This window comes from Halomonas sp. MCCC 1A13316 (genome assembly GCF_014931605.1).
Classification (GTDB): domain Bacteria; phylum Pseudomonadota; class Gammaproteobacteria; order Pseudomonadales; family Halomonadaceae; genus Halomonas.
In genome coordinates this window covers 3,050,674-3,069,168 of the sequence record NZ_CP053382.1, presented here as the reverse complement: position 1 = coordinate 3,069,168, position 18,495 = coordinate 3,050,674, and the positions used below count along the sequence as shown (strand labels likewise).

Sequence of the window (18,495 nt, the reverse complement as noted above, 5' to 3'; positions counted from 1 at the left end):
ACATCATCGCGATGGCGTCGTGTCAATAAGCGGGCTCATAGATACGGATGGTCTCGTCTTCTGTCAGCAGCGGCAGGATGCGCTGCATGGCGCGCGCGCGCTCTTCGCTGGTGTACCATTCGTTCCAGGCGCTGAGATTGCGCCATTTGACGACCATCAGCCGGCGGTCGCTATGGCCGCGTTCGACCAGGGTCTCGGCGCCAACGAACCCCCTGGCGCCGAGAGAATGGCGCATGGCCTCGCGCGCGGCCTCCTCGTATTCTTCCTCCAGGCCAGGCATGATACGACGTTCGATTATGATCTTGATCATCTAGCAGCTCCCCACACCGAGGTCGATCGATGACGACTACCGCCGACTCGCAGCCCATCTATCAGGACGAACTTGACACGACCGGTCTCTACTGTCCGGAGCCCATCATGCTTATGCACAACAAGGTGCGTGACATGAGTCCCGGTGAGATCCTCAAGGTAATCGCCACGGATCCGGCGACCACTCGGGACGTGCCTAAATTTTGCAGTTTCCTGGGGCACGACCTGATATCGCAGCAGGAGTCGGACGGACGTTACCTCTACTTTATACGCTTGGGCTAATGTAGGGCTAGCCCGAAGGCCTATCAGCCGTCGGCCTCCTTCGCGGTAGCATTGGGAATGACCATCAGTGCCAAGGCTTCGAGCGTGCTGGGGTCCTGTTCGCGAATGCGGTTGGCGATACTGCGCTGGAAGAAGTAGACCATCCGATGACGGCTCTTGCCGGGATAGAGGCAAGCATCGCCGGGCAGGATTGGTGTAGTCTCGACGAGTGACTCGTCCGCCAGCAGGGCCTCCACGTTTCCGTCGCTGTACAGGCGCCAGCCGAATACCTGCTTGAGCTGCCAGGGATGCTGGTCGTCATCAATGCACAGTGCATGGGTGCCCTGGGTGTCGGGGATTTGCTGAATGAGCGTGATGTCGCGCGTTTCTTCATAGTCGAAGTAAGCCGCAGCATGCTCCAGCTCGCAGGTCTTGTGGGGTGGTGGGGACTCCAGTATTTCCTCGGTCTCGGGGTCCCGATAGCCAACGAAGCAACCGTGCTCGGCGTCGTCGAGCTGGTGGCAGGGTGTCAACGTCTCCATCCATGGCACCAGGCCGACGACATCGCCATCCTCGCGCAGCCCCCAGGCAAGGATGGGCATGGCGTAGAGGGAGTCGGGGTCCGAGGCCAGGCTGTAGACCATCTCGAGACCATCAAGCTCGGGGGAGAGGCGGACCAGGCGTCGCTTGGCCTGGAGCTTCTGGCGCATCGTTTCCAGGTCGATGACCCGGGCAGGGCGGGGTGACAGTGACATACCCATGTTTCTCCCTCCAGATTCTGCATGGGCCGAGCGGAAAGGTCACGGCTGCGGCAAGGCTGACGGGATCGACTCCTACCTTCACGGATCACCAATAGCACAGAGTCACCTTTCAAGTTAAGTCTGTCGGAGTGCTTTTTCACGTACAGCGCTCGATCAAAGCCTGCCAATGGCGGCTATGCTCGGCGCGCGCCTGGTGCAAGGCGGGCAATGGAGCGCGTGGGTTTTCCAGAGAGAGCCAGCGCTCGCGATAGGTGGCGACAGCGGCGGGAGGGGGAAGATGGCTCTCGAGCAAGTCGTCGATCGCATGCAGCCATCGCGTTGCCAGTGCCTCGAGTCGGTCGAGCCAATTGAATGCCTCCATACCAGTCATGAGCTGCAGCAACTCTCCCGACGGTGCCGTGAGGGCCTGGCAACCACTCTCCGATTCCAGAGTAGCGGCGAGAAGGAGCGTTGCCTCCTCCATGCGCTGCTCGGCGAGCAGCAGGGCGCGCAGCAGTTCGGCCGTCAAAGGGCGGTTGCGCAGCGACTTGAGGTGCCCTTCCAGCGTTGCCGATTCATGGCCCCACTCGGGGTTGTACTGGTTGATCGTAGCCTGGCGCAGCCACGCCAAGGCCGCTAATTGAGCCTCGATGCCCTGAGTGTCGCCAGGCGTGAGTGGCGAGCTTGCGCGAGAGAAGTTGCCGACCCACTCTTCGGAGCCGAACAGGCTGTTCCAGCTCACCTTTGGCAGCTGTTCGGTCTTGATCCGTGTGAGTCGCTCGAGTAGCTTGCGAGCGGATTCGGAGAGCGAGTCCGGCACTTCGCTGTTCCAGCAGGCATGCAGATGGCGCCAGAGCTCGAGCTCGTAGATCCACTGCTGGCTGGGTGGCGCCACGCGACCGAGCTGATTATTGCGCGCGGCGATGAGTGAAGTGATTCGGCACTCGCGCAGGGCATAGATGTCGAGCATCCCTTCGCGAGTTTCAGTGACTGTGAGGAGGCGTTCGTTGCGATCGGGAAAGGCACCGATATTGGACGGTGCACTTCTTTCGGGGGACGGCTGATCCAGAGCCTTAGCCAATGCCTGTTGGTATTCGACCAGCTTGGTTTCGCCTTCTCCTTCTGCACCACACCCGACCAGCAATACGAGCAAGAGCAGAGCGATACAACGCCTTGCTTCAATCCGGGGCGATGTCCAGCCTGCCATTCGCGACTCCCTTGGTCTTGCGGCGCAGGCGCTCGCCGAGCAACATTGCCGCTACGGTAAGCCCGGCGATCAGGCCGATCCAGTAGCCATGCACCCCCAGCGGTTCGGTCCAGCCAGGCAGGCCCCGGGTACCCAGCCAGTGGCCGCCGGCCAAGCCAACCGCCCAGTAGGCGAACAGGGTGATGAGCATGATGATGCGGGTATCCTTGTAGCCTCTCAGGGCGCCGGCCAGGCTGACCTGGAGAGAATCGGAAATCTGGTAGAGCATAGCCAGCAGGATCAGCGACAGGGCCAGGCGCTGGACGGCCGTATCGTGAGTGTAGAGTGCCATGACCGGCTTTGCCGTGAACCACAGCAGAACGCTATTGAACAGCGCGATCAGCACCGAGACCAGCACGCCGTTCCAGGCCACCATGCGAGCTCGCTCGACCTTGCCTTGGCCGAGCGTATTGCCGACCCTGACGGTCAGCGCCATGCTCAATGCCAATGGCAGCATGAACAGGATCGAGGTGTAGTTGAGGGCGACCTGATGCGCTGCCACCGTTACCTCACCCAGGCTAGCGATGAACAGCGAAATCAACGTGAACAGCGTAACCTCGACGAAGATCGCCACGCCGATGGGCACGCCCACGTAGAGTAGTTCTCCGATCAGGCGCCCGCGCGGCGGGGTGGGTGAGTGCCACAGGCTGACGCTGCCGTAAGCCTGCGAGCGGCGGGTATAGACGGCCATGGCCAGGCACATGACCCACATGGAGAGCGCCGTGGCGATGCCGCAGCCCAGCGCGCCCAGAGCCGGAAGGCCTTGCATCCAGGCTGGCAGCCAATCTCCGAAGAGCCCAGTGAGCCCCTCTCCGCCGTAGATCAGTACGAAGTTGCTGGGTATATTCACGGCGAGCCCCACCAGGCTGATCCACAGCGATGGGCGAGTATGGTTCATGCCGTCGGAGAAGGCGCGCAATGCCTGAAAGAGTGCTACCCCCGGCATACCGAAGGCGACGGCGGACAAGTAGGCGGCCGAGCCCTGGGCGACTTCATGCGGGACGTTCATCAAGCGAAAGATCGGGGTCACCGTCAGCCATAGCAGCAATGCCGACACCAGGCCCAGAGCCAGCGCTACCCACAGCGCCTGGTGTACGCTGGGGCGAATGCGCTCGATTGAGCCCGCTCCCAGCAGGTGGGCGACGATGGGCGTCAGGCCCATCAGTGTGCCAGTCATGAACAGCATCAGCGGCAGCCACAGGCTGGAGCCCACGGAAACGGCCGCCAGGTCGGTGGCACTGACGCGACCCGTCATCATCACATCGGTGACGCTCATGCCGGCCTGGGCCAACTGGGCACCGCAGATGGGCAGGGTCAAGCGGATCAGCGGTCGCGTCTCCGTGCGGCTGACGCTCAGCAGGTCGGTGAGGAACGTTGCCAAGTGAGGTGCTCCATGCATGTCATCACCTTGGCCGTACGCCAAGGAAACCAGATATGTTAGCAACTTCCGGTGAATTTCGCTTCGTGTTCCCCTCACCTATAATGGCCGACCCATTCGCTAGCCTGGAGTGTCCGTGATCCATCGCCTCGAGGACGTGACCGCCCTGTTCGACGGTCTCTTTCAGCAGCGCTTCAATACCCGGCTGGTGCGCGGCGGTGACGAGCCGCTTTATCGCCCTGCCGATGCCGACTGCCCTTACCATCGGGTCGTCTTCGCGCGAGGCTTTTATGCCAGCGCGTTGCACGAGATCAGCCATTGGTGCATCGCTGGTGAGCGGCGACGCCTGTTGGAGGATTACGGTTACTGGTACTTGCCCGATGGACGCGATGAGGAGCAGCAACGGCGCTTCGAGGCGGCAGAAATTGCGCCACAGGCCTTGGAGATGCTTTTTTCGCGCGCCTGTGGGCTGCGCTTCCATGTCAGCGTGGACAACCTGGGAGGCGAAGCGGAGGTCGACAGAGAAGCGTTCCATGGCCGCGTTGCCGCCCGTTCAGCCCGCTATGCACGGGAGGGTTTGCCGCCCAGGGCGGAGGCCTTCCATGCCGCTCTGACGGCGTTCCATCAGTGTGATTCGGCCATCGGTGAGGCTGTGGAAAGCGGCTTGACTATCCTCGATCAGGCGCGCTCCTCGGCTTCCCAGATCTGCCTGCCGAGCTGAAGTAACGGATCGAGCGCCGGCATCGCCTGGCGTGCCGGATAGGCCACGCCGATGGTCTGGCGGATGTCGAGCCCGACCAGAGCACGGCATTGTACGTCCGGGTGCGAGAGGATCTCGGGCCAGGCCGGCACCAGTGAGGCGCCAACCCCTGCCGCCACCAGCCCCAGGGTATATTCGATGGTACGCAGGCGAGCCCTGACCTGGCAGCGGACGCCGGTATCGCTCAGCGCCGAGGCAAGCCGTTCCATGGCGGGGCAGGGATGTCGCCAGATGAATGGCAGCCCGTCGAGCTCGGCCAATGCCACCGTTCCCTTGAGGCCCAGCGGATGACCGCTGGGCAGCGCGAGACGATAGCTGTCATGCCAGATGGGCTGGAAAGCTTCGCCCGGGGTCAGGTCGTGCTCGCCAATGATGCGGGCGTCGCAGCGCTCCTCTGGATTGACCAGAGTCAGCGCCAGGTTGTCGCCCTGGCCAATGTACTCCTTGAGCAGGGCGGTCATGCGGTTGGCGCCCAGCGAGCGCATCAGCCCCAGGCGCACGGGAGTGGCTGGCGCCGGGGTGCGAAACAACCTGCTGATGGCATTCAGGTCCTCGCTCACCTGACGGGCCAGGGGATAGAGCCTGTGCCCCTCCTCGGTAGGTGTGATACCACGCCGATGCCGCTCGAATAGCGGTGACCCCAGGCGCTCCTCCAGTTGCGCCAGCGCAGTCGAGATGGAGGGTTGCGCCACATGGCAGCGGCGGGAGGCCGCGCTGATCGAGCCGCCTTCGTAGGCGGCGATGAAATAACGCAGGCTTCGAACATCCATAACCTTAGCCTATACCAGGGGCAGTATATCGATATTATCTCTTTGCCAACCAGGCGCGCTAGGCTGTAAGTCATCATTCATGCTTGTCGTCGGGAGCCTGCATCGTGCTCGAACCACTACCCCAAGAGCAGCGTTTCTTCGCTGCGCTACGCAGCGGTGATTGGCCCGTGCCAGAGCGAGCGTGGCAGCTCGACGAGGTCGGGCTCTCCGCATATGGCCTCGCCGAACTGTTCGAAACCCAGTTGATGAGCCGCCATCTGGACTTGCACGCGCGACGTCTTCAAGCCCGCGGCGAGGCCTTCTATACCATCGGCAGCGCTGGCCATGAGGGCAATGCCGCCATAGCCCGAGCTTTTCGCACCACGGATCCCGCCTTCCTGCACTATCGCGATGCAGCCTTCCTGCTGCAGCGCAGTCGTGGTTTGCCGGGACAGACACCACTGTGGGACCTGCTGCTGAGCTTTGCCGCCTCGGCTGATGACCCGATCTCAGGTGGGCGGCACAAGGTGTTGGGATCGAAGGCGCTGCACATTCCGCCCCAGACCAGCACCATTGCTTCGCATCTGCCCAAGGCCGTGGGGGCGAGCTACAGTCTGGGCCTGTGGCGGCGGTTAGGCGGCGAGGGTGAGTGGCCGGCCGACAGTGTGGTCCTCTGCAGCTTCGGCGATGCTTCGTTCAACCACTCCACCGCCCAGGGGGCGCTCAACGCCGCCGGCTGGGCTGCCTATCAGGGCTCACCTATGCCGCTGGTAATGGTGTGCGAAGACAATGGCATCGGTATTTCCACACCAACCCCTGACGGCTGGATCGAAGCCAGCATGCGCTCGCGTCCCGGCTTTCATTACCTCAGCTGCGATGGCCTCGACCTGCTCGATACCTGGCGCGCCGCCTGCGAGGCTCAGCGTATCGCCCGGTATCGCAAGCAGCCGGTCTTCCTGCATATGCGCTGCGTGCGGCTCTTTGGTCATGCCGGCTCCGATGCCCAGCAGGCCTACTTGGCCCCGGCCCGCATCAAGGCCGACGAAGCGCGTGATCCGCTGCTGGCCACGGTCGGATTGTTGCTGCGCCATGGCGTGCTCGACACCGAGGAAATCGAACGGCTCTACCACTCGGTCGCCGAGCGGGTGGCGTACGTGGCGGAGGAGGCGATTCGCCGACCCAAGCTGGAAACGGCCGGCGAAGTGATGGCCAGCATCGTGCCGCCGAAGCGACCGGGCAGTTCGCGCCCTTGGCAGGGCAACATCGACCCGACCCCGGCACCCATCGCCAAACTACTCAACCAGGCGCTGACACGGCTGATGGCGAGCTATCCGCACCTGGTCATGGCGGGTGAAGACGTAGGCCGCAAGGGTGGTGTTTACGGCGTCACCCAGCGCCTGCAGGCTCAGTTCGGTCCGCATCGGGTGATCGACACACTGCTCGATGAGCAGAGCATCCTTGGCCTGGGGATCGGCATGGGGCAGAACGGCCTGGTGCCGATACTGGAGATCCAATTCCTGGCCTACCTGCACAATGCCGAGGATCAACTCCGCGGCGAAGCCGCCACGCTCAGTTTCTTCTCCAACGGCCAGTACACCAACCCGATGGTGGTGCGCATTGCCGGACTTGGCTACCAGAAGGGTTTTGGCGGGCACTTCCATAACGACAACGCCATTGCCGTGCTGCGCGACATTCCCGGCTTGTTGGTGGCCTGTCCCTCGAACGCCGCCGATGCCGTGGGGGTGTTGCAGGAAGCGGTGCGCCTGGCCGACGAGGAACAGCGCGTGGTGGTGGTGATCGAGCCAATTGCCCTCTACCACACCCGCGACCTGCACGAAGAGGGCGACCAGCAGTGGTGTTTCGCCGACCCTGGGCCCGAGCATCGGCTGGCACCGGGGGAGCCTGGCCAATGGGGAGAAGGGCGCGATCTCGCCATCATCACCTACGGCAACGGCGCCTATCTGTCGCGCCAGGCAGCGGCGCGGTTGGAGGCAGAGGGCGTGGCACTGCGTATCGTCGACCTGCGTTGGCTGACGGGAATCGATCACGACGCGGTCTACCAGAGGGTTGTCGACTGCGATCAGATTCTGGTGGTAGACGAATGCCGTCGCAGCGGCTCGCCGAGTGAGGAGTTGATTGCCGAACTGGTGGAGCGCGACATAGCAAGCGACAGGTTGCATCGTTTGGCCGCTGAGGACAGCTTCATCCCGCTGGGCCGGGCGGCGACCGTGACACTGCCTTCGGTCGAGTCCATCGTCGAGCAGGGTCGTTGCCTGACGGTAAAAAGAGTGCAGACCATTGAGAGCGCTACGCAGGTAGCTGGCGCGGCGGCAAGGAGCAACGAAGCATGAGTGCAACTCGTATTTCTTCTCCCACAGCTACAGCACGCGAGAGGCTACTGGTCGTCTGCCCCGGGCGCGGCACCTACAACGCGGCAGAGTGGGGTACGCTGAACCGCCTGGCGGGCGGTAGCGACTGGCTGAAACGCTTCGATGCCATGCGCCGCGAGGTCGGCATGCCTACGCTCTCCGAACTGGATGGCGAGACGGCTTTCCGCCAGAGCCTGCATGGCCGCGGCGAGCACGCCTCGCCGCTGATCTATGCCTGCGCCTGGGCCGACCTGCTGGCGATTGACCGCGAGCGCTATGAGGTGGTGGCGGTGACCGGCAACTCCATGGGGTGGTATATCGCCTTGGCGGCGGCCGGCGCACTAAACCCTGACGAGGCACTACACCTGATCAGTACCATGGGCCTGCGTATGCAGGAAACCCTGGCGGGCGGGCAGGTCATCTATCCCTGGGTCGATGATGCCTGGCGGCCCGACTGGACGCTGCGCAATGAGCTGCTGGCGCTGATCGAGGGCATTCACGGCGGGAAGGACGCTGAGCTGTACCTCTCAATCGACCTGGGTGGGATGCTGGTCTTCGGTGGCAACGAGGCGGGTCTGGCGCGTCTGACCGAGGCGTTGCCGCCACGTGAGCGGTTTCCTCTGCGGCTGCATCAGCACGCCGCCTTCCATACACCCCTGCAGGAGGCGGTAAAGCGAGAAGCGCGCCGTGAGCTGGCGAGCCTGCCGCTGCGCGCACCCGAGGTGCCGATGATCGACGGTCGCGGTCATGTCTGGACGCCCTGGAGCACCGATCCCGAACGTCTATGGGACTATACCCTGGGCGAGCAGCTGGTGGCGCCCTACGACTTCACTGCGGCGGTAAAGGTCGGTGTACGCGAGTTCGCACCGGACCGTATCGTCATTCCCGGCCCGGGGGCCACGCTGGGTGGCGCCACGGCGCAGGCGTTGATTCAACTCGGCTGGAAAGGGCTGGACGACAAGGCGGAATTCCAACAGCTTCAGGCTGAGGAGCCACGCTTGATCTGCATGGGGATGCCGGAGCAGCGCGAGTGGCTGCTGGCGGGGGCGCCGGTGCCGTCACTCGGCGCCTAGGCGCTCATGCAGACGTAGCATTACCTCGACCTCATGCTCGGGCCGCAACGGCTCGAGTCCCATTTCACTGAACATTTCATTGCGGGCGCGGCTCCACTCACCGGCCGAAAGGCCGGGGTAGAGGCTATCGGCCGGCGCCAATTCGACGAAGGGATCGATGCCGTAGGTGTCGAATATTCGTGCCAGCGCAGCTTCGTCGCCGCTGATGCCCGCTGTGAACAGCGTGGCGCTGAAGTGGTCGTTTTCCAACTCCCGGATCACATCCAGGGGAGTCGCGCCAAAGTTGTGCAGTTCGTCCAGGCTATAGCCGTTGAGCACATTGAATTCGTCGTCGAGCCAGTCATCGTCGGGTTGTATCAACGTATGCTTGATGCGTCCATCGGGCAGCACCCAGGCAATGGCCAGGGGTAGATCGCTGTCATCGCCTGTTTCCACGGCGATGAATCCGGGTATTTCGGCCATATCACGACTCCTGTTGGTCACGGCCTGTCTCCTGGGCTTCGCTTGCGGTATCCAGGCGGAAGAAGCGTCGGGCGGTTTGTGTGGTGGCATGCGCCAGCTCAGCCTCGTTGTTGCCTCGCCAGGCAGCGATCTCGCGCACGATCCATGGTAGCAGCGACGGCTCGTTGCGCCTGCCCTTGAGTTTGGCAGGTAAATCGCGCGGTAGCAGGTAGGGGCAATCGGTTTCCACCATCAGGCGATCGAGCGGAATATCCCTGACCAGCTCGCGCAGGTGATGGCCGCGTCGCTCGTCGCAGATCCAGCCCGTCAAGCCGATGTGCAGGTCGAGGTCGAGATAGCCGTGGAGAGTAACACGGTCGGCCGTAAAGCAGTGGATCACTGCATCGCTGATGTCATCGCGCCAGGCATGCAGCATGTCGCGCATGCGCTGGCCGGCGTCACGCTCATGGATGAACAATGGCTTGCCGCTCTTCACCGCCAGGCCCAACTGGGCTTCGAAGGCCCGCTCCTGCTCGCTTGGGGTGGAGAAGTTGCGATTGAAATCGAGGCCGCACTCGCCCACGGCCACGACTTCGGCGCGTTGATGCAGCTCGCCCATGGCGGCCGCCAAGGCGTCATCCCAGAGGCTGGCATCGTGGGGATGCACCCCGGCGGTGGCATGCAGCCCCGGGAAGCGCTGGGCGAGTGCCACGGCCTGCTCGGCATGGGTGCGGTCGGTGCCGGTCACGATCAGTGTCGTGACATTGGCTGCTCGCGCCCGGCGCAGTACTGCCTCGAGGTCATGGGCGAAGCTGTCGTGAGTCAGGTTGGCGCCGATGTCCACCAGTGGGGCGGATGCACGAAAGCGCAGCGCCTCGGGCAGTAAATCGTCGCAAGTGTCGGGGTCGACCAAGTGTGCGCTCCTTTGCAGTTACAAGGGGCATTGTAACCAAAGCCACGCCGGGCCAGCCATGCGTTACACTAGCCGCCTGAACGACTGATGAGGTGAACGCGTGACCCTGCTACGTCTGGAAAGCTTGCAACTGGCTTATGGCAACCATGTGCTGCTCGACGGTGCCGACCTGGTGCTGGAGAAGGGGGAGCGCCTGGCGTTGGTCGGGCGCAACGGTACCGGCAAATCGACACTGCTCAAACTGGTGTCGGGTGAAATTCTGCCCGATGACGGTAGCATCTGGCGCGCCCCGGGACTGAAGATCGGCGTGTTGGAGCAGGACCTGCCTTCCGCCACGGGCGAAACCATCTTCGACGTGGTTGCCCAAGGCTTGCCGCAAGCGGGTGAGCTACTGGCCGAGTATCATCATCTGGTGCAGGCCGACGAGCCCGATATGAAGCGCATGGCGTCCCTGCAGAGCCGCCTCGAGGCCATCGACGGCTGGTCGTTCGAACAGCGCATCGACGTCGTGCTGACGCGTCTGGGGCTACCGGCCGACGACTTGATGAGTTCGCTCTCGGGGGGCTGGCGTCGGCGTGTGGCGCTTGCCCGGGCACTGGTTGCCGAACCCGACCTGCTGCTGCTCGACGAGCCCACCAACCACCTGGACCTCGACACCATCGCCTGGCTCGAGGAGCAGTTGCTCGATTTCAACGGTGCGGTGCTGTTCATCACCCACGACCGCGCTTTCCTGTCGAAGCTGGCGACAGCGATTCTCGAGCTCGACCGAGGAAGACTGGGGCGCTATCCGGGCGATTACGCTGCGTACCAACAGCAGAAAACGCATGAGCTCGAGATCGAGGCGCGCGAGAACGCCGAGTTCGACAAGAAACTGGCCCAGGAGGAAGCCTGGATTCGCCAGGGCATCAAGGCGCGGCGCACTCGTAACGAGGGCCGTGTGCGGGCGCTGGAACAGCTGCGTCGCGAGCGCAGCCAGCGGCGCGAGGTGCAGGGGCGGGCGAGTTTCGGTGTCGACAGGGGGGAGCGCAGCGGCAAGCGCGTAGTCGAGCTCGTCGGCGTGACCCATCGCTTTGGCGATGAGACCATCATTCGAGGTCTCGACCTCGAGATCCAGCGCGGCGACCGCATCGGCCTGATCGGACGCAACGGCGCCGGCAAGACCACTCTGCTCAAGATCTTGCTCGGCGAGCTCGAGCCAAGTGAAGGCTCGGTGCGTCTGGGTACCAATATCAAGGTGGCCTATTTCGACCAGCTGCGGGCTGGGCTGGAACCGGAGAAGAGCGTCTACGACAACGTTGCCCAGGGCAGCGACAGGGTCACCGTGGGCGGCAAGGACAAACACGTCATCAGCTATCTGCAGGACTTCCTGTTCACGCCCGAACGGGCGCGCCAACCGGTCAAGGCGCTTTCCGGCGGTGAGTCCAATCGCCTGCTTCTGGCGCGGCTGTTTACCCAGCCGGCCAACGTGCTGGTGCTCGACGAGCCGACCAACGATCTCGACGTCGAAACTCTGGAGTTGCTCGAGGAGCTGCTGCTCGACTTCGACGGCACCCTGCTGCTGGTCTCCCACGACCGCGCCTTCATGGACAACGTGGTGACCGGCGTGCTGGCTTTCGAGGGCGATGGTGTGGTGCGCGAATACGTTGGCGGCTACAGCGACTGGGTGCGGCAGGGTGGCACCCTGCCGCCGGCGCCATGGGAAGGAGCGGCACGCCAGCAGGTGGAGCCGACCGCCAAGTCGGAAACTTCGGCCAAGGCGACTGCGCCGGTATCGCCCGTCGCGAAAAAGCCCGTCAAGCTTTCCTACAAGCTGCAGCGCGAGCTCGACGCGCTACCGGCTCAGATCGAAAGGCTCGAGGCCGAGGTGGCCGAATTCGAGGCTCGGATCAGCGCTCCTGCCTTCTACCAGCAGGAAGCGGAGAAGGTAGCCGAAACGCTACAGGCCATGGGCGACAAGCAGGCCGAACTCGACGCCGTCATGGAGCGGTGGATGGAGTTGGAAGCGATGGCGGCGGGTGAGTAAGCAGTAAGGCGCCCGAGGGGCGCCCTGGCGAGAGATTAGCTCTATTCTGCCGTTTCGCCCTTGTTGCCCACTCGTACCGCGAGCACATCGCACTGGGCGCCGTGAAGGACGCCGGTGGAGGTGGAGCCGAGCAGCAGGGCAAAGCCGTGCCGGCCATGAGAGCCAACCACGATCAGATCGACGCCATTCTCTGCGGCGAAGCGATGGATCTCGGTGTCGGGCATGCCCACCAGGACGTGCTGGTTCTCCTTGGTCACGTGAGGGTCGGCGATCTCGGACAGACGCTGCTTGGCATGCTCGTCCAACTGATCCTGGATGCTGGTGAGGTCCATGGGGATATCGCCACCATAGGCGAAGCCTAGCGGTTCGAGCGTATGCATGATCGACAGCTTGGCCTGGTTGCGCTCGGCGATCTGCAAGGCACGCTCCAGCACTTTGTGGGAATCCTTGGTCAGGTCGACGGCGACCAGGATATGACGGTATTCATTGCTCATGGCAGGGCTCCTGCGTAACGGCATGTGATCGGTATGCCTTCACTCTAGGACGGCTCATGAATCAAGACAACGACTTGCGTCAAGAATCAGGAGAATCCGCATGGTCTGGCTAGTCATTCTTGCGGCACTGCTGTTGGTCATTTCACCGGTAATGTGGCTCAAGCCCAGCCCCCGACAACGCCGTATCGTCCCTCTGCGCAATGCGGCGGCCAAGGCGGGGGTCAAGGTCGTACTGGAAAAGCCGCCGCTGCACGGTATCGAGACCGCCATGCCGGGCTATCGGTGGAGCTACCCGGCCGTCTCCCCCGGGCCACGCTTTCTGCTGGTGCGTGACAGTGAGGCCAGCGACGTACTCAAGCCTTGCGTAGCCGGCTGGCGTTGGCGTATCGAGCCGCTCCGGCCTCTGCCTCCAGCGGCACGCGAGCCGCTCGAGGCGTTGCTGACACGCCTGCCCCAGGATGCGCTGGTCATCGAGTCCAGCGAATTTGCCATCACTCTGTGGTGGTGGGAGTCGCAGACGGCGGAGCGCTTTCTCACCTACCTCGATGATTTCCACCTGCTGCGCAATGCCATGGCCGGGCGTGCCGACCAGCGCAGGGCCAAGTCGGATTTCGGTGAAGGAGCACCACGCGGCTGAATTTGCTCAGCCTTCACTCTCCTTGGCCTGGATCGTCAGGCCATTGTTCTCGATGTGTTCCAGCAGGGCATCGAGGTGCTGTACATCTTCTTCACTCAAACCGGCCAGCATTTCACGCCTGGCCTGGGTGACCACCTCATCGATCTGCTCAAGCAGCGGGGTCGCTGCCGTCGTCAGGAAGACGCGCTTGGTGCGTCGATCCTGATCGCAGGGGCAGCGTTCGATGAGTCCTTGGTCGGAGAGTTGGTCAAGGGTGCGAACCAAGGAGGGCGCCTCTACGCCAATCGCTCGAGCCAGGTCGCACTGTGGCTGTCCGTCGCCGAGCCGCCAGAGATGATAAAGCGTGATCCAGCGTGTCTGCGTCAAGCCCAGCGGGGCGAGGCGTCGATCGATGATGGCACGCCATAGGCGGGGTAGGCGGGACAGTCGGAAGCCAATGTTCTGGTGCATGGGACTCCGCTTTATCGTTGAATTGACTGAATTGTCCGGACCCCTTGCGTGTAATGCAACTTGTCGGGTGCGTGAAGCGTCATGATGTTTCGATTATCCGGCTAATGAAAAGGTTCCGCCACCTCGGATGGCAACTGCCAGCCAGGGCAGCAAGTTTTCGCGTGCCACTGGCGTGTGGCTATGCTGTCAGCGAGTTCAATAATTCTGCACGCTGCGGTCCTGCGCTCGAATCTCAGGGCTACTAAGCCCATCGGGGGCTTGACGTGCCGGCCCGTGTGCACCAAGCTTGCCTGAATCAAACGGCCGTATGAAATCTGGCACTCCTCCAACGCCAACCTCTGTGTGGAGATACGTGGATGATCTATCAAGGCAACGCCATCACGGTGGCACGCGGTACCAAGAACGGGGGCGATGACATCGCCATGCTCACCTTCGATCTGAAGGGCGAGTCCATCAATAAGCTGTCCAGTGCCGTGGTCGCCGAACTGGACGAGGCCGTGCGGGCCATTCGCGACGAGAGTGGCCTCCAGGGGTTGGTGATCGGCAGCGCCAAGGATGTCTTCATCGTCGGTGCCGACATCACCGAGTTTCACGGTCTGTTCGAGAAGGGCGAAGAATACCTGGTCGAGATGAACCTGAAGGTGCATGACATCTTCAATGCCATCGAGGATCTGCCGTTCCCCACGGTAACCGCGATCAACGGCTTGGCGCTGGGTGGTGGCTGCGAGGTCACGCTGACCACCGATTTTCGAGTGATGGGGGAGAAGGCCAAGATCGGCCTGCCAGAGACCAAGCTCGGCATTCTGCCCGGCTGGGGTGGCTGCGTACGCCTGCCGCGAATGATCGGTGCCGATAATGCCGTGGAGTGGATCGCCGGCGGTACCGAGAACCGCGCTGATGCGGCTCTCAAGGTGGGCGCCGTTGACGCCGTGGTATCGAACGAGCAGCTCGAGACGGCGGCGCTGGATATCCTGGCGCGTGCCAATGCCGGCGAGCTCGACTACCAGGCGCGCCGCGCCGAGAAGACCGGGCCGCTCAAGCTCAACGCCATCGAGCAGATGATGGCCTTCGAGACGGCCAAGGGCTATGTGGCCGGCAAGGCGGGCCCGCACTACCCAGCGCCGATCGAGGCGATCAAGGTGATTCAGAAGGGGGCAGGCGAAGAGCGTGCCCGCGCCCAGGCCATCGAGGCCAAGGCCTTCGCCAAGCTGGCGTTGACCGATGTCTGCTACAACCTTGTCGGGCTGTTCCTCAACGACCAGGTGGTCAAGAAGAAAGCCGGCAAATATGAGAAGCAGGCCAAGGCGGTGAAGCAGACCGCGGTGCTGGGAGCCGGCATCATGGGGGGCGGCATCGCTTATCAGAGCGCCTCCAAGGGCACTCCTATCCTGATGAAGGATATCAAGGAGGAGGCCATCGAGCTGGGCCTGAAGGAGTCGCGCAAGCTCTTTTCCAAGCAGGTGGAGCGCGGCAAGCTCACCACCGAGCAGATGGCCGAGAAACTGACCTATATCCGTCCGACGCTCTCCTACGGCGACTTCGGTCACGTCGACCTCGTCGTCGAGGCGGTGGTCGAGAACCCCAAGGTCAAGGACGCGGTACTCAGCGAAGTGGAAGGCCAGGTGGCCGAGGACACCATCCTCACCTCCAACACCTCGACCATTTCGATTACCCGCCTGGCACAGAACCTCAAGCGCCCCGAGAATTTTTGCGGCATGCACTTCTTCAATCCGGTGCACCGCATGCCGCTGGTCGAGGTCATTCGCGGCGAGAAGACCGGCGACGCTGCCGTGGCGGCCACCGTGGCCTATGCTCGCGCCATGGGCAAGACGCCCATCGTGGTCAACGACTGCCCCGGGTTCCTGGTCAACCGCGTGTTGTTCCCCTATTTCGGCGGTTTCAGCCTGCTGGTCGAGCAGGGCGCCGACTTCCAGCGTATCGACAAGGTGATGGAGAAGTTCGGTTGGCCCATGGGCCCCGCCTATCTGCTCGATGTGGTGGGCATGGACACCGCGGTGCACGCCAACGAGGTGATGGCCGAGGGCTTCCCCGATCGTATGGCCCGCGATGGTAAGACCGCCATCCAGGTCATGTACGAGAACGAGCGCTTGGGGCAAAAGAACGACAAGGGCTTTTATGCCTACGAGGAAGACCGCAAAGGCAAGCCGAAGAAGGTCAGCGATGAGCAGGCTTATGCACTGGTCAAGCAGATCGCCAAGGAGGAGAAGGAGTTCTCTGAGGAAGATATTGTCGCCCGGATGATGGTACCGCTGTGCCTGGAGACCGTGCGCTGCCTGGAAGACGGCATCGTCGAGACCCCGGCTGAAGCCGACATGGCGCTGATCTACGGTATCGGTTTCCCGCCATTTCGCGGTGGCGCGCTGCGCTACATCGATGCCATGGGGGTGGCCGAGTTCGTCAAGCTGGCCGAGGGCTTGGCCGAAGAGCTGGGGCCGCTCTACGCCCCGACCGAAAAGCTGCGTCAGATGGCCGATTCCGGCGAGCGTTTCTATTCCACCCAGGCCCAGGGCTGAATCCACCACGAGCAGGAGGTGAGTTGATATGAGTTTGAATCCGAGAGACATCGTGGTGGTTGATGGCGTTCGTACTGCCATGGCCAAGGCCAAGAACGGTGCCTTCCGCAACGTGCGCGCAGAGAACCTCTCCGCCGCGGTGATGCAGGCGCTGTTCGATCGCAACGCGGGCCTCGACCCGGCGGAAGTCGATGACGTTATCTGGGGCTGCGTCAACCAGACCCTTGAGCAAGCGATGAATATCGCCCGCAACGCGGCCATCATGACCGGCATTCCACGCACGGTGCCGGCCCAGACGGTCAATCGTCTGTGCGGCTCTTCCATGACCGCGCTGCATATCGCCGCGGCCAACATCAAGGCCGGCATGGGCGACTTCTACGTCATCGGCGGCGTCGAGCACATGGAGCATGTGCCCATGGCGCACGGCGTCGACGTCAACCCGGCGGCCAGCAAGTATGCCGCCAAGGCGGCCATGATGATGGGGCTGACCGCCGAGCTGCTGGGCAAGATGCACGGCGTGACCCGCGAGGAGCAGGACAAGTTCGGTGTGCGTTCTCATCAGCGCGCCTATGCGGCCAACCAGCAGGGCTACTTCGACAACGAGATCGTCGGCATCGAAGGGCATGATGAACGCGGATTCCGCACGCTGTTCAAGCACGACGAGGTAGTGCGCATCGATGCCAGTCTCGAGGAGATGGCCAAGCTCAAGCCAGTCTTCGATCCGCGCAGCGGCACGGTATCGGCGGGGACTTCCTCGGCGCTTTCCGTGGGTGCCTCGGCGATGGCCGTGATGAGCTACGAGCGTGCCCAGGCGCTGGGTCTCGAGCCCATCGCCAGGGTGCTCTCCACCGGCGTAGCGGGCTGCGATGCTTCGATCATGGGCTACGGCCCGGTGCCGGCCTCCAAGAAGGCACTCAAGGCTGCCGGATTGTCGTCCGAGGACATCCAGACCGTCGAGCTCAACGAGGCCTTTGCCGCCCAGGCGATCCCGGTACTCAAGGACCTCGGTTTTCTCGACGCCATGGACGAGAAGGTCAACCTCAACGGTGGCGCCATCGCCTTGGGTCACCCGCTGGGCTGCTCGGGGTCGCGTATTTGCACCACGCTACTCAACGTGATGCAGCAGCAGGACACCACCCTGGGGCTCGCCACCATGTGTATCGGCATGGGGCAGGGAGTGGCCACGGTTTTCGAGCGCTTGAGATAAGCGCTCAAGCAGGCGCCTGCCTTAGCCAGCGGCCTCGCCCTTTCAAGGGCGGGGCCGTTTTTTGCGTTGACGCCCGGATTGTCGAACAATAAGATGCTTTTGTTTTACATCTTATTAAGTCCACGGCGAGGGTGACTCCATGGGGCTCAAGAATCTGTTCAAGAAAGACAAGACGGAAGACAGGCAAGCCGTTCAGGCTTTTGTGCCTGAGGCGCTGACCTCTGTGGCTGAGGACGCCAGTCCGGGCGAGCCTGCCAGCGCCGACGCTGCAAAGAAGAAAAAACACGGGGAGCCAGGAGTCTGCTGTGGGTCGTGCAGCAACTGACTCGCCTGCGAGCGTCAAGCAACGGACATGTCCATTCGGACAAGTCCGTTTCTTGCGAAACGCCGGGTTGTCTCGGCAGTGGGTCGATGTGTTACAGCACACCCGCTTCGAGCCCTACCGCCAGGTAGAGGCCCAGCTCCTCCACATGATCTACGAAACCATCCTGCCACTCCCCGCGCAGCACTAGCGGCTCTTGCGCCCAGCGCCAGCGCAGCCCTGAGATGATACTTTCTACCGCCCGGCGCGTTCCGGTGCCATCGTGCCCCGCTCGTACGTAGAGTGCGCAGGGCAGGCCCTGTTTCTCTTCCAGGACGGCGTAGTAGCTGCGGTCGAAGAAATCCTTCAGGGCCCCGCTCATGTAGCCCAGGTTTTCGGTGGTGCCCAGCAGAATGGCGTCACACGCCAGCACGTCCTCCGGCCCGGCATCGAGTGGTGGCTTGACCACCACCTCGACGGCATCGATATCGGGATGGCGTGCGCCGCTTTCGGCGGCCTCGCGCAGGCGCCAGGTATTGGGCGAGGGGGCATGCGCCACGATCAGCAGTTGTTTCATGTTTGACAGTCTAACGGCTTTTTCCGACGCTGT

Annotated in this window: 19 protein-coding genes; 9 read left to right on the top strand and 10 right to left on the bottom strand. The window is 62.9% G+C overall.

Annotated features, from left to right (window positions below):
- Positions 1–22: 22 nt before the first annotated feature.
- Positions 23–310, bottom strand: coding sequence for an antibiotic biosynthesis monooxygenase family protein (locus tag HNO52_RS14230; protein ID WP_197565922.1), 288 nt, complete (start codon positions 308–310; stop codon positions 23–25).
- Positions 311–339: 29 nt separating this feature from the next.
- Between HNO52_RS14230 and tusA the strand changes: the two genes are divergently transcribed.
- Positions 340–591, top strand: coding sequence for a sulfurtransferase TusA (gene tusA, locus HNO52_RS14225; RefSeq protein ID WP_197565921.1), 252 nt, complete (start codon positions 340–342; stop codon positions 589–591).
- A 23-nt stretch (positions 592–614) separates the two neighbouring features.
- Here tusA and HNO52_RS14220 read toward each other — a convergent pair whose 3' ends face one another.
- The 3 genes from HNO52_RS14220 to HNO52_RS14210 all read right to left on the bottom strand — a co-directional run bounded on the left by HNO52_RS14220 (position 615) and on the right by HNO52_RS14210 (position 3,955).
- On the bottom strand, positions 615–1,331 hold the full coding sequence (locus HNO52_RS14220) for a hypothetical protein (protein WP_197565920.1): 717 nt from the start codon (positions 1,329–1,331) through the stop codon (positions 615–617).
- A 136-nt stretch (positions 1,332–1,467) separates the two neighbouring features.
- Positions 1,468–2,454 carry a DUF3080 family protein gene (locus HNO52_RS14215; protein WP_442907181.1) on the bottom strand — a complete coding sequence of 329 codons (987 nt, stop codon included), beginning with the start codon at positions 2,452–2,454 and terminating at the stop codon, positions 1,468–1,470.
- A gap of 34 nt (positions 2,455–2,488) precedes the next feature.
- Positions 2,489–3,955 carry an MATE family efflux transporter gene (locus HNO52_RS14210; RefSeq protein WP_197565918.1) on the bottom strand — a complete coding sequence of 489 codons (1,467 nt, stop codon included), beginning with the start codon at positions 3,953–3,955 and terminating at the stop codon, positions 2,489–2,491.
- Positions 3,956–4,070: 115 nt separating this feature from the next.
- Between HNO52_RS14210 and HNO52_RS14205 the strand changes: the two genes are divergently transcribed.
- Positions 4,071–4,655, top strand: a complete 585-nt coding sequence (locus HNO52_RS14205) for an elongation factor P hydroxylase (RefSeq protein ID WP_197565917.1) — start codon at positions 4,071–4,073, stop codon at positions 4,653–4,655.
- Here the strand turns inward: HNO52_RS14205 and HNO52_RS14200 are convergent.
- Positions 4,613–5,464 (bottom strand): LysR family transcriptional regulator, encoded by an 852-nt coding sequence (locus tag HNO52_RS14200; RefSeq protein ID WP_197565916.1) that lies wholly within the window; start codon positions 5,462–5,464, stop codon positions 4,613–4,615. The two genes, HNO52_RS14205 and HNO52_RS14200, sit on opposite strands and share 43 nt — an antisense overlap.
- Positions 5,465–5,568: 104 nt before the next feature.
- Between HNO52_RS14200 and HNO52_RS14195 the strand changes: the two genes are divergently transcribed.
- Together HNO52_RS14195 and HNO52_RS14190 are read left to right on the top strand one after the other, a co-directional pair.
- Positions 5,569–7,794: a dehydrogenase E1 component subunit alpha/beta gene (locus HNO52_RS14195; protein ID WP_332107638.1), complete on the top strand. Its 2,226-nt coding sequence runs from the start codon at positions 5,569–5,571 to the stop codon at positions 7,792–7,794.
- Positions 7,791–8,885 carry an ACP S-malonyltransferase gene (locus tag HNO52_RS14190; RefSeq protein ID WP_197565915.1) on the top strand — a complete coding sequence of 365 codons (1,095 nt, stop codon included), beginning with the start codon at positions 7,791–7,793 and terminating at the stop codon, positions 8,883–8,885. The genes HNO52_RS14195 and HNO52_RS14190 overlap by 4 nt, the downstream gene beginning before the upstream one ends.
- Here HNO52_RS14190 and HNO52_RS14185 read toward each other — a convergent pair.
- Complete coding sequence (locus tag HNO52_RS14185) at positions 8,871–9,347, bottom strand: hypothetical protein (protein WP_197565914.1); 477 nt, start codon at positions 9,345–9,347, stop codon at positions 8,871–8,873. The two genes, HNO52_RS14190 and HNO52_RS14185, sit on opposite strands and share 15 nt — an antisense overlap.
- Before the next feature lies 1 nt (position 9,348).
- Positions 9,349–10,239 carry a TatD family hydrolase gene (locus tag HNO52_RS14180; RefSeq protein WP_197565913.1) on the bottom strand — a complete coding sequence of 297 codons (891 nt, stop codon included), beginning with the start codon at positions 10,237–10,239 and terminating at the stop codon, positions 9,349–9,351.
- Positions 10,240–10,339: 100 nt separating this feature from the next.
- Here HNO52_RS14180 and HNO52_RS14175 point away from each other — a divergent pair, with 100 nt between their 5' ends.
- Positions 10,340–12,262 (top strand): ATP-binding cassette domain-containing protein, encoded by a 1,923-nt coding sequence (locus HNO52_RS14175; protein ID WP_197565912.1) that lies wholly within the window; start codon positions 10,340–10,342, stop codon positions 12,260–12,262.
- 41 nt (positions 12,263–12,303) lie between these two features.
- On the opposite strand, the gene HNO52_RS14170 is transcribed toward HNO52_RS14175, so the two are convergent.
- Positions 12,304–12,756, bottom strand: a complete 453-nt coding sequence (locus HNO52_RS14170; RefSeq protein ID WP_197565911.1) for a universal stress protein — start codon at positions 12,754–12,756, stop codon at positions 12,304–12,306.
- Between the two features lie 100 nt (positions 12,757–12,856).
- Between HNO52_RS14170 and HNO52_RS14165 the strand changes: the two genes are divergently transcribed.
- The gene (locus tag HNO52_RS14165; protein WP_197565910.1) at positions 12,857–13,393 is read left to right on the top strand and encodes a preprotein translocase subunit YajC; all 537 of its coding nucleotides are present in this window, start codon (positions 12,857–12,859) and stop codon (positions 13,391–13,393) included.
- 6 nt (positions 13,394–13,399) lie between these two features.
- On the opposite strand, the gene slyA is transcribed toward HNO52_RS14165, so the two are convergent.
- Positions 13,400–13,843, bottom strand: coding sequence for a transcriptional regulator SlyA (gene slyA / locus HNO52_RS14160; protein ID WP_197565909.1), 444 nt, complete (start codon positions 13,841–13,843; stop codon positions 13,400–13,402).
- A gap of 356 nt (positions 13,844–14,199) precedes the next feature.
- Here slyA and fadB point away from each other — a divergent pair, with 356 nt between their 5' ends.
- From fadB to HNO52_RS14145, 3 genes are all read left to right on the top strand, one after another.
- On the top strand, positions 14,200–16,377 hold the full coding sequence (gene fadB, locus HNO52_RS14155; protein WP_197565908.1) for a fatty acid oxidation complex subunit alpha FadB: 2,178 nt from the start codon (positions 14,200–14,202) through the stop codon (positions 16,375–16,377).
- A 28-nt stretch (positions 16,378–16,405) separates the two neighbouring features.
- Positions 16,406–17,584: an acetyl-CoA C-acyltransferase FadA gene (gene fadA, locus HNO52_RS14150; RefSeq protein ID WP_197565907.1), complete on the top strand. Its 1,179-nt coding sequence runs from the start codon at positions 16,406–16,408 to the stop codon at positions 17,582–17,584.
- 139 nt (positions 17,585–17,723) lie between these two features.
- Positions 17,724–17,909 carry a CCGSCS motif protein gene (locus HNO52_RS14145; RefSeq protein WP_197565906.1) on the top strand — a complete coding sequence of 62 codons (186 nt, stop codon included), beginning with the start codon at positions 17,724–17,726 and terminating at the stop codon, positions 17,907–17,909.
- Between the two features lie 91 nt (positions 17,910–18,000).
- Here the strand turns inward: HNO52_RS14145 and HNO52_RS14140 are convergent, their stop codons facing one another.
- Positions 18,001–18,462 carry a flavodoxin family protein gene (locus tag HNO52_RS14140; protein WP_197565905.1) on the bottom strand — a complete coding sequence of 154 codons (462 nt, stop codon included), beginning with the start codon at positions 18,460–18,462 and terminating at the stop codon, positions 18,001–18,003.
- Between the last annotated feature and the right edge of the window lie 33 nt (positions 18,463–18,495).

What these genes read in the sequence shown, in the direction of transcription:
- HNO52_RS14185 (WP_197565914.1), bottom strand. Translation starts at nt 9,347, where the DNA reads ATGGCCGAAATACCCGGATTCATCGCCGTGGAAACAGGCGATGACAGC.
- HNO52_RS14170 (WP_197565911.1), bottom strand. Translation starts at nt 12,756, where the DNA reads ATGAGCAATGAATACCGTCATATCCTGGTCGCCGTCGACCTGACCAAG.
- HNO52_RS14210 (WP_197565918.1), bottom strand. Translation starts at nt 3,955, where the DNA reads ATGCATGGAGCACCTCACTTGGCAACGTTCCTCACCGACCTGCTGAGC.
- HNO52_RS14145 (WP_197565906.1), top strand. Translation starts at nt 17,724, where the DNA reads ATGGGGCTCAAGAATCTGTTCAAGAAAGACAAGACGGAAGACAGGCAA.
- fadB (WP_197565908.1), top strand. Translation starts at nt 14,200, where the DNA reads ATGATCTATCAAGGCAACGCCATCACGGTGGCACGCGGTACCAAGAAC.
- slyA (WP_197565909.1), bottom strand. Translation starts at nt 13,843, where the DNA reads ATGCACCAGAACATTGGCTTCCGACTGTCCCGCCTACCCCGCCTATGG.
- HNO52_RS14230 (WP_197565922.1), bottom strand. Translation starts at nt 310, where the DNA reads ATGATCAAGATCATAATCGAACGTCGTATCATGCCTGGCCTGGAGGAA.
- HNO52_RS14165 (WP_197565910.1), top strand. Translation starts at nt 12,857, where the DNA reads ATGGTCTGGCTAGTCATTCTTGCGGCACTGCTGTTGGTCATTTCACCG.
- HNO52_RS14140 (WP_197565905.1), bottom strand. Translation starts at nt 18,462, where the DNA reads ATGAAACAACTGCTGATCGTGGCGCATGCCCCCTCGCCCAATACCTGG.
- HNO52_RS14200 (WP_197565916.1), bottom strand. Translation starts at nt 5,464, where the DNA reads ATGGATGTTCGAAGCCTGCGTTATTTCATCGCCGCCTACGAAGGCGGC.
- HNO52_RS14190 (WP_197565915.1), top strand. Translation starts at nt 7,791, where the DNA reads ATGAGTGCAACTCGTATTTCTTCTCCCACAGCTACAGCACGCGAGAGG.
- HNO52_RS14220 (WP_197565920.1), bottom strand. Translation starts at nt 1,331, where the DNA reads ATGGGTATGTCACTGTCACCCCGCCCTGCCCGGGTCATCGACCTGGAA.
- tusA (WP_197565921.1), top strand. Translation starts at nt 340, where the DNA reads ATGACGACTACCGCCGACTCGCAGCCCATCTATCAGGACGAACTTGAC.
- fadA (WP_197565907.1), top strand. Translation starts at nt 16,406, where the DNA reads ATGAGTTTGAATCCGAGAGACATCGTGGTGGTTGATGGCGTTCGTACT.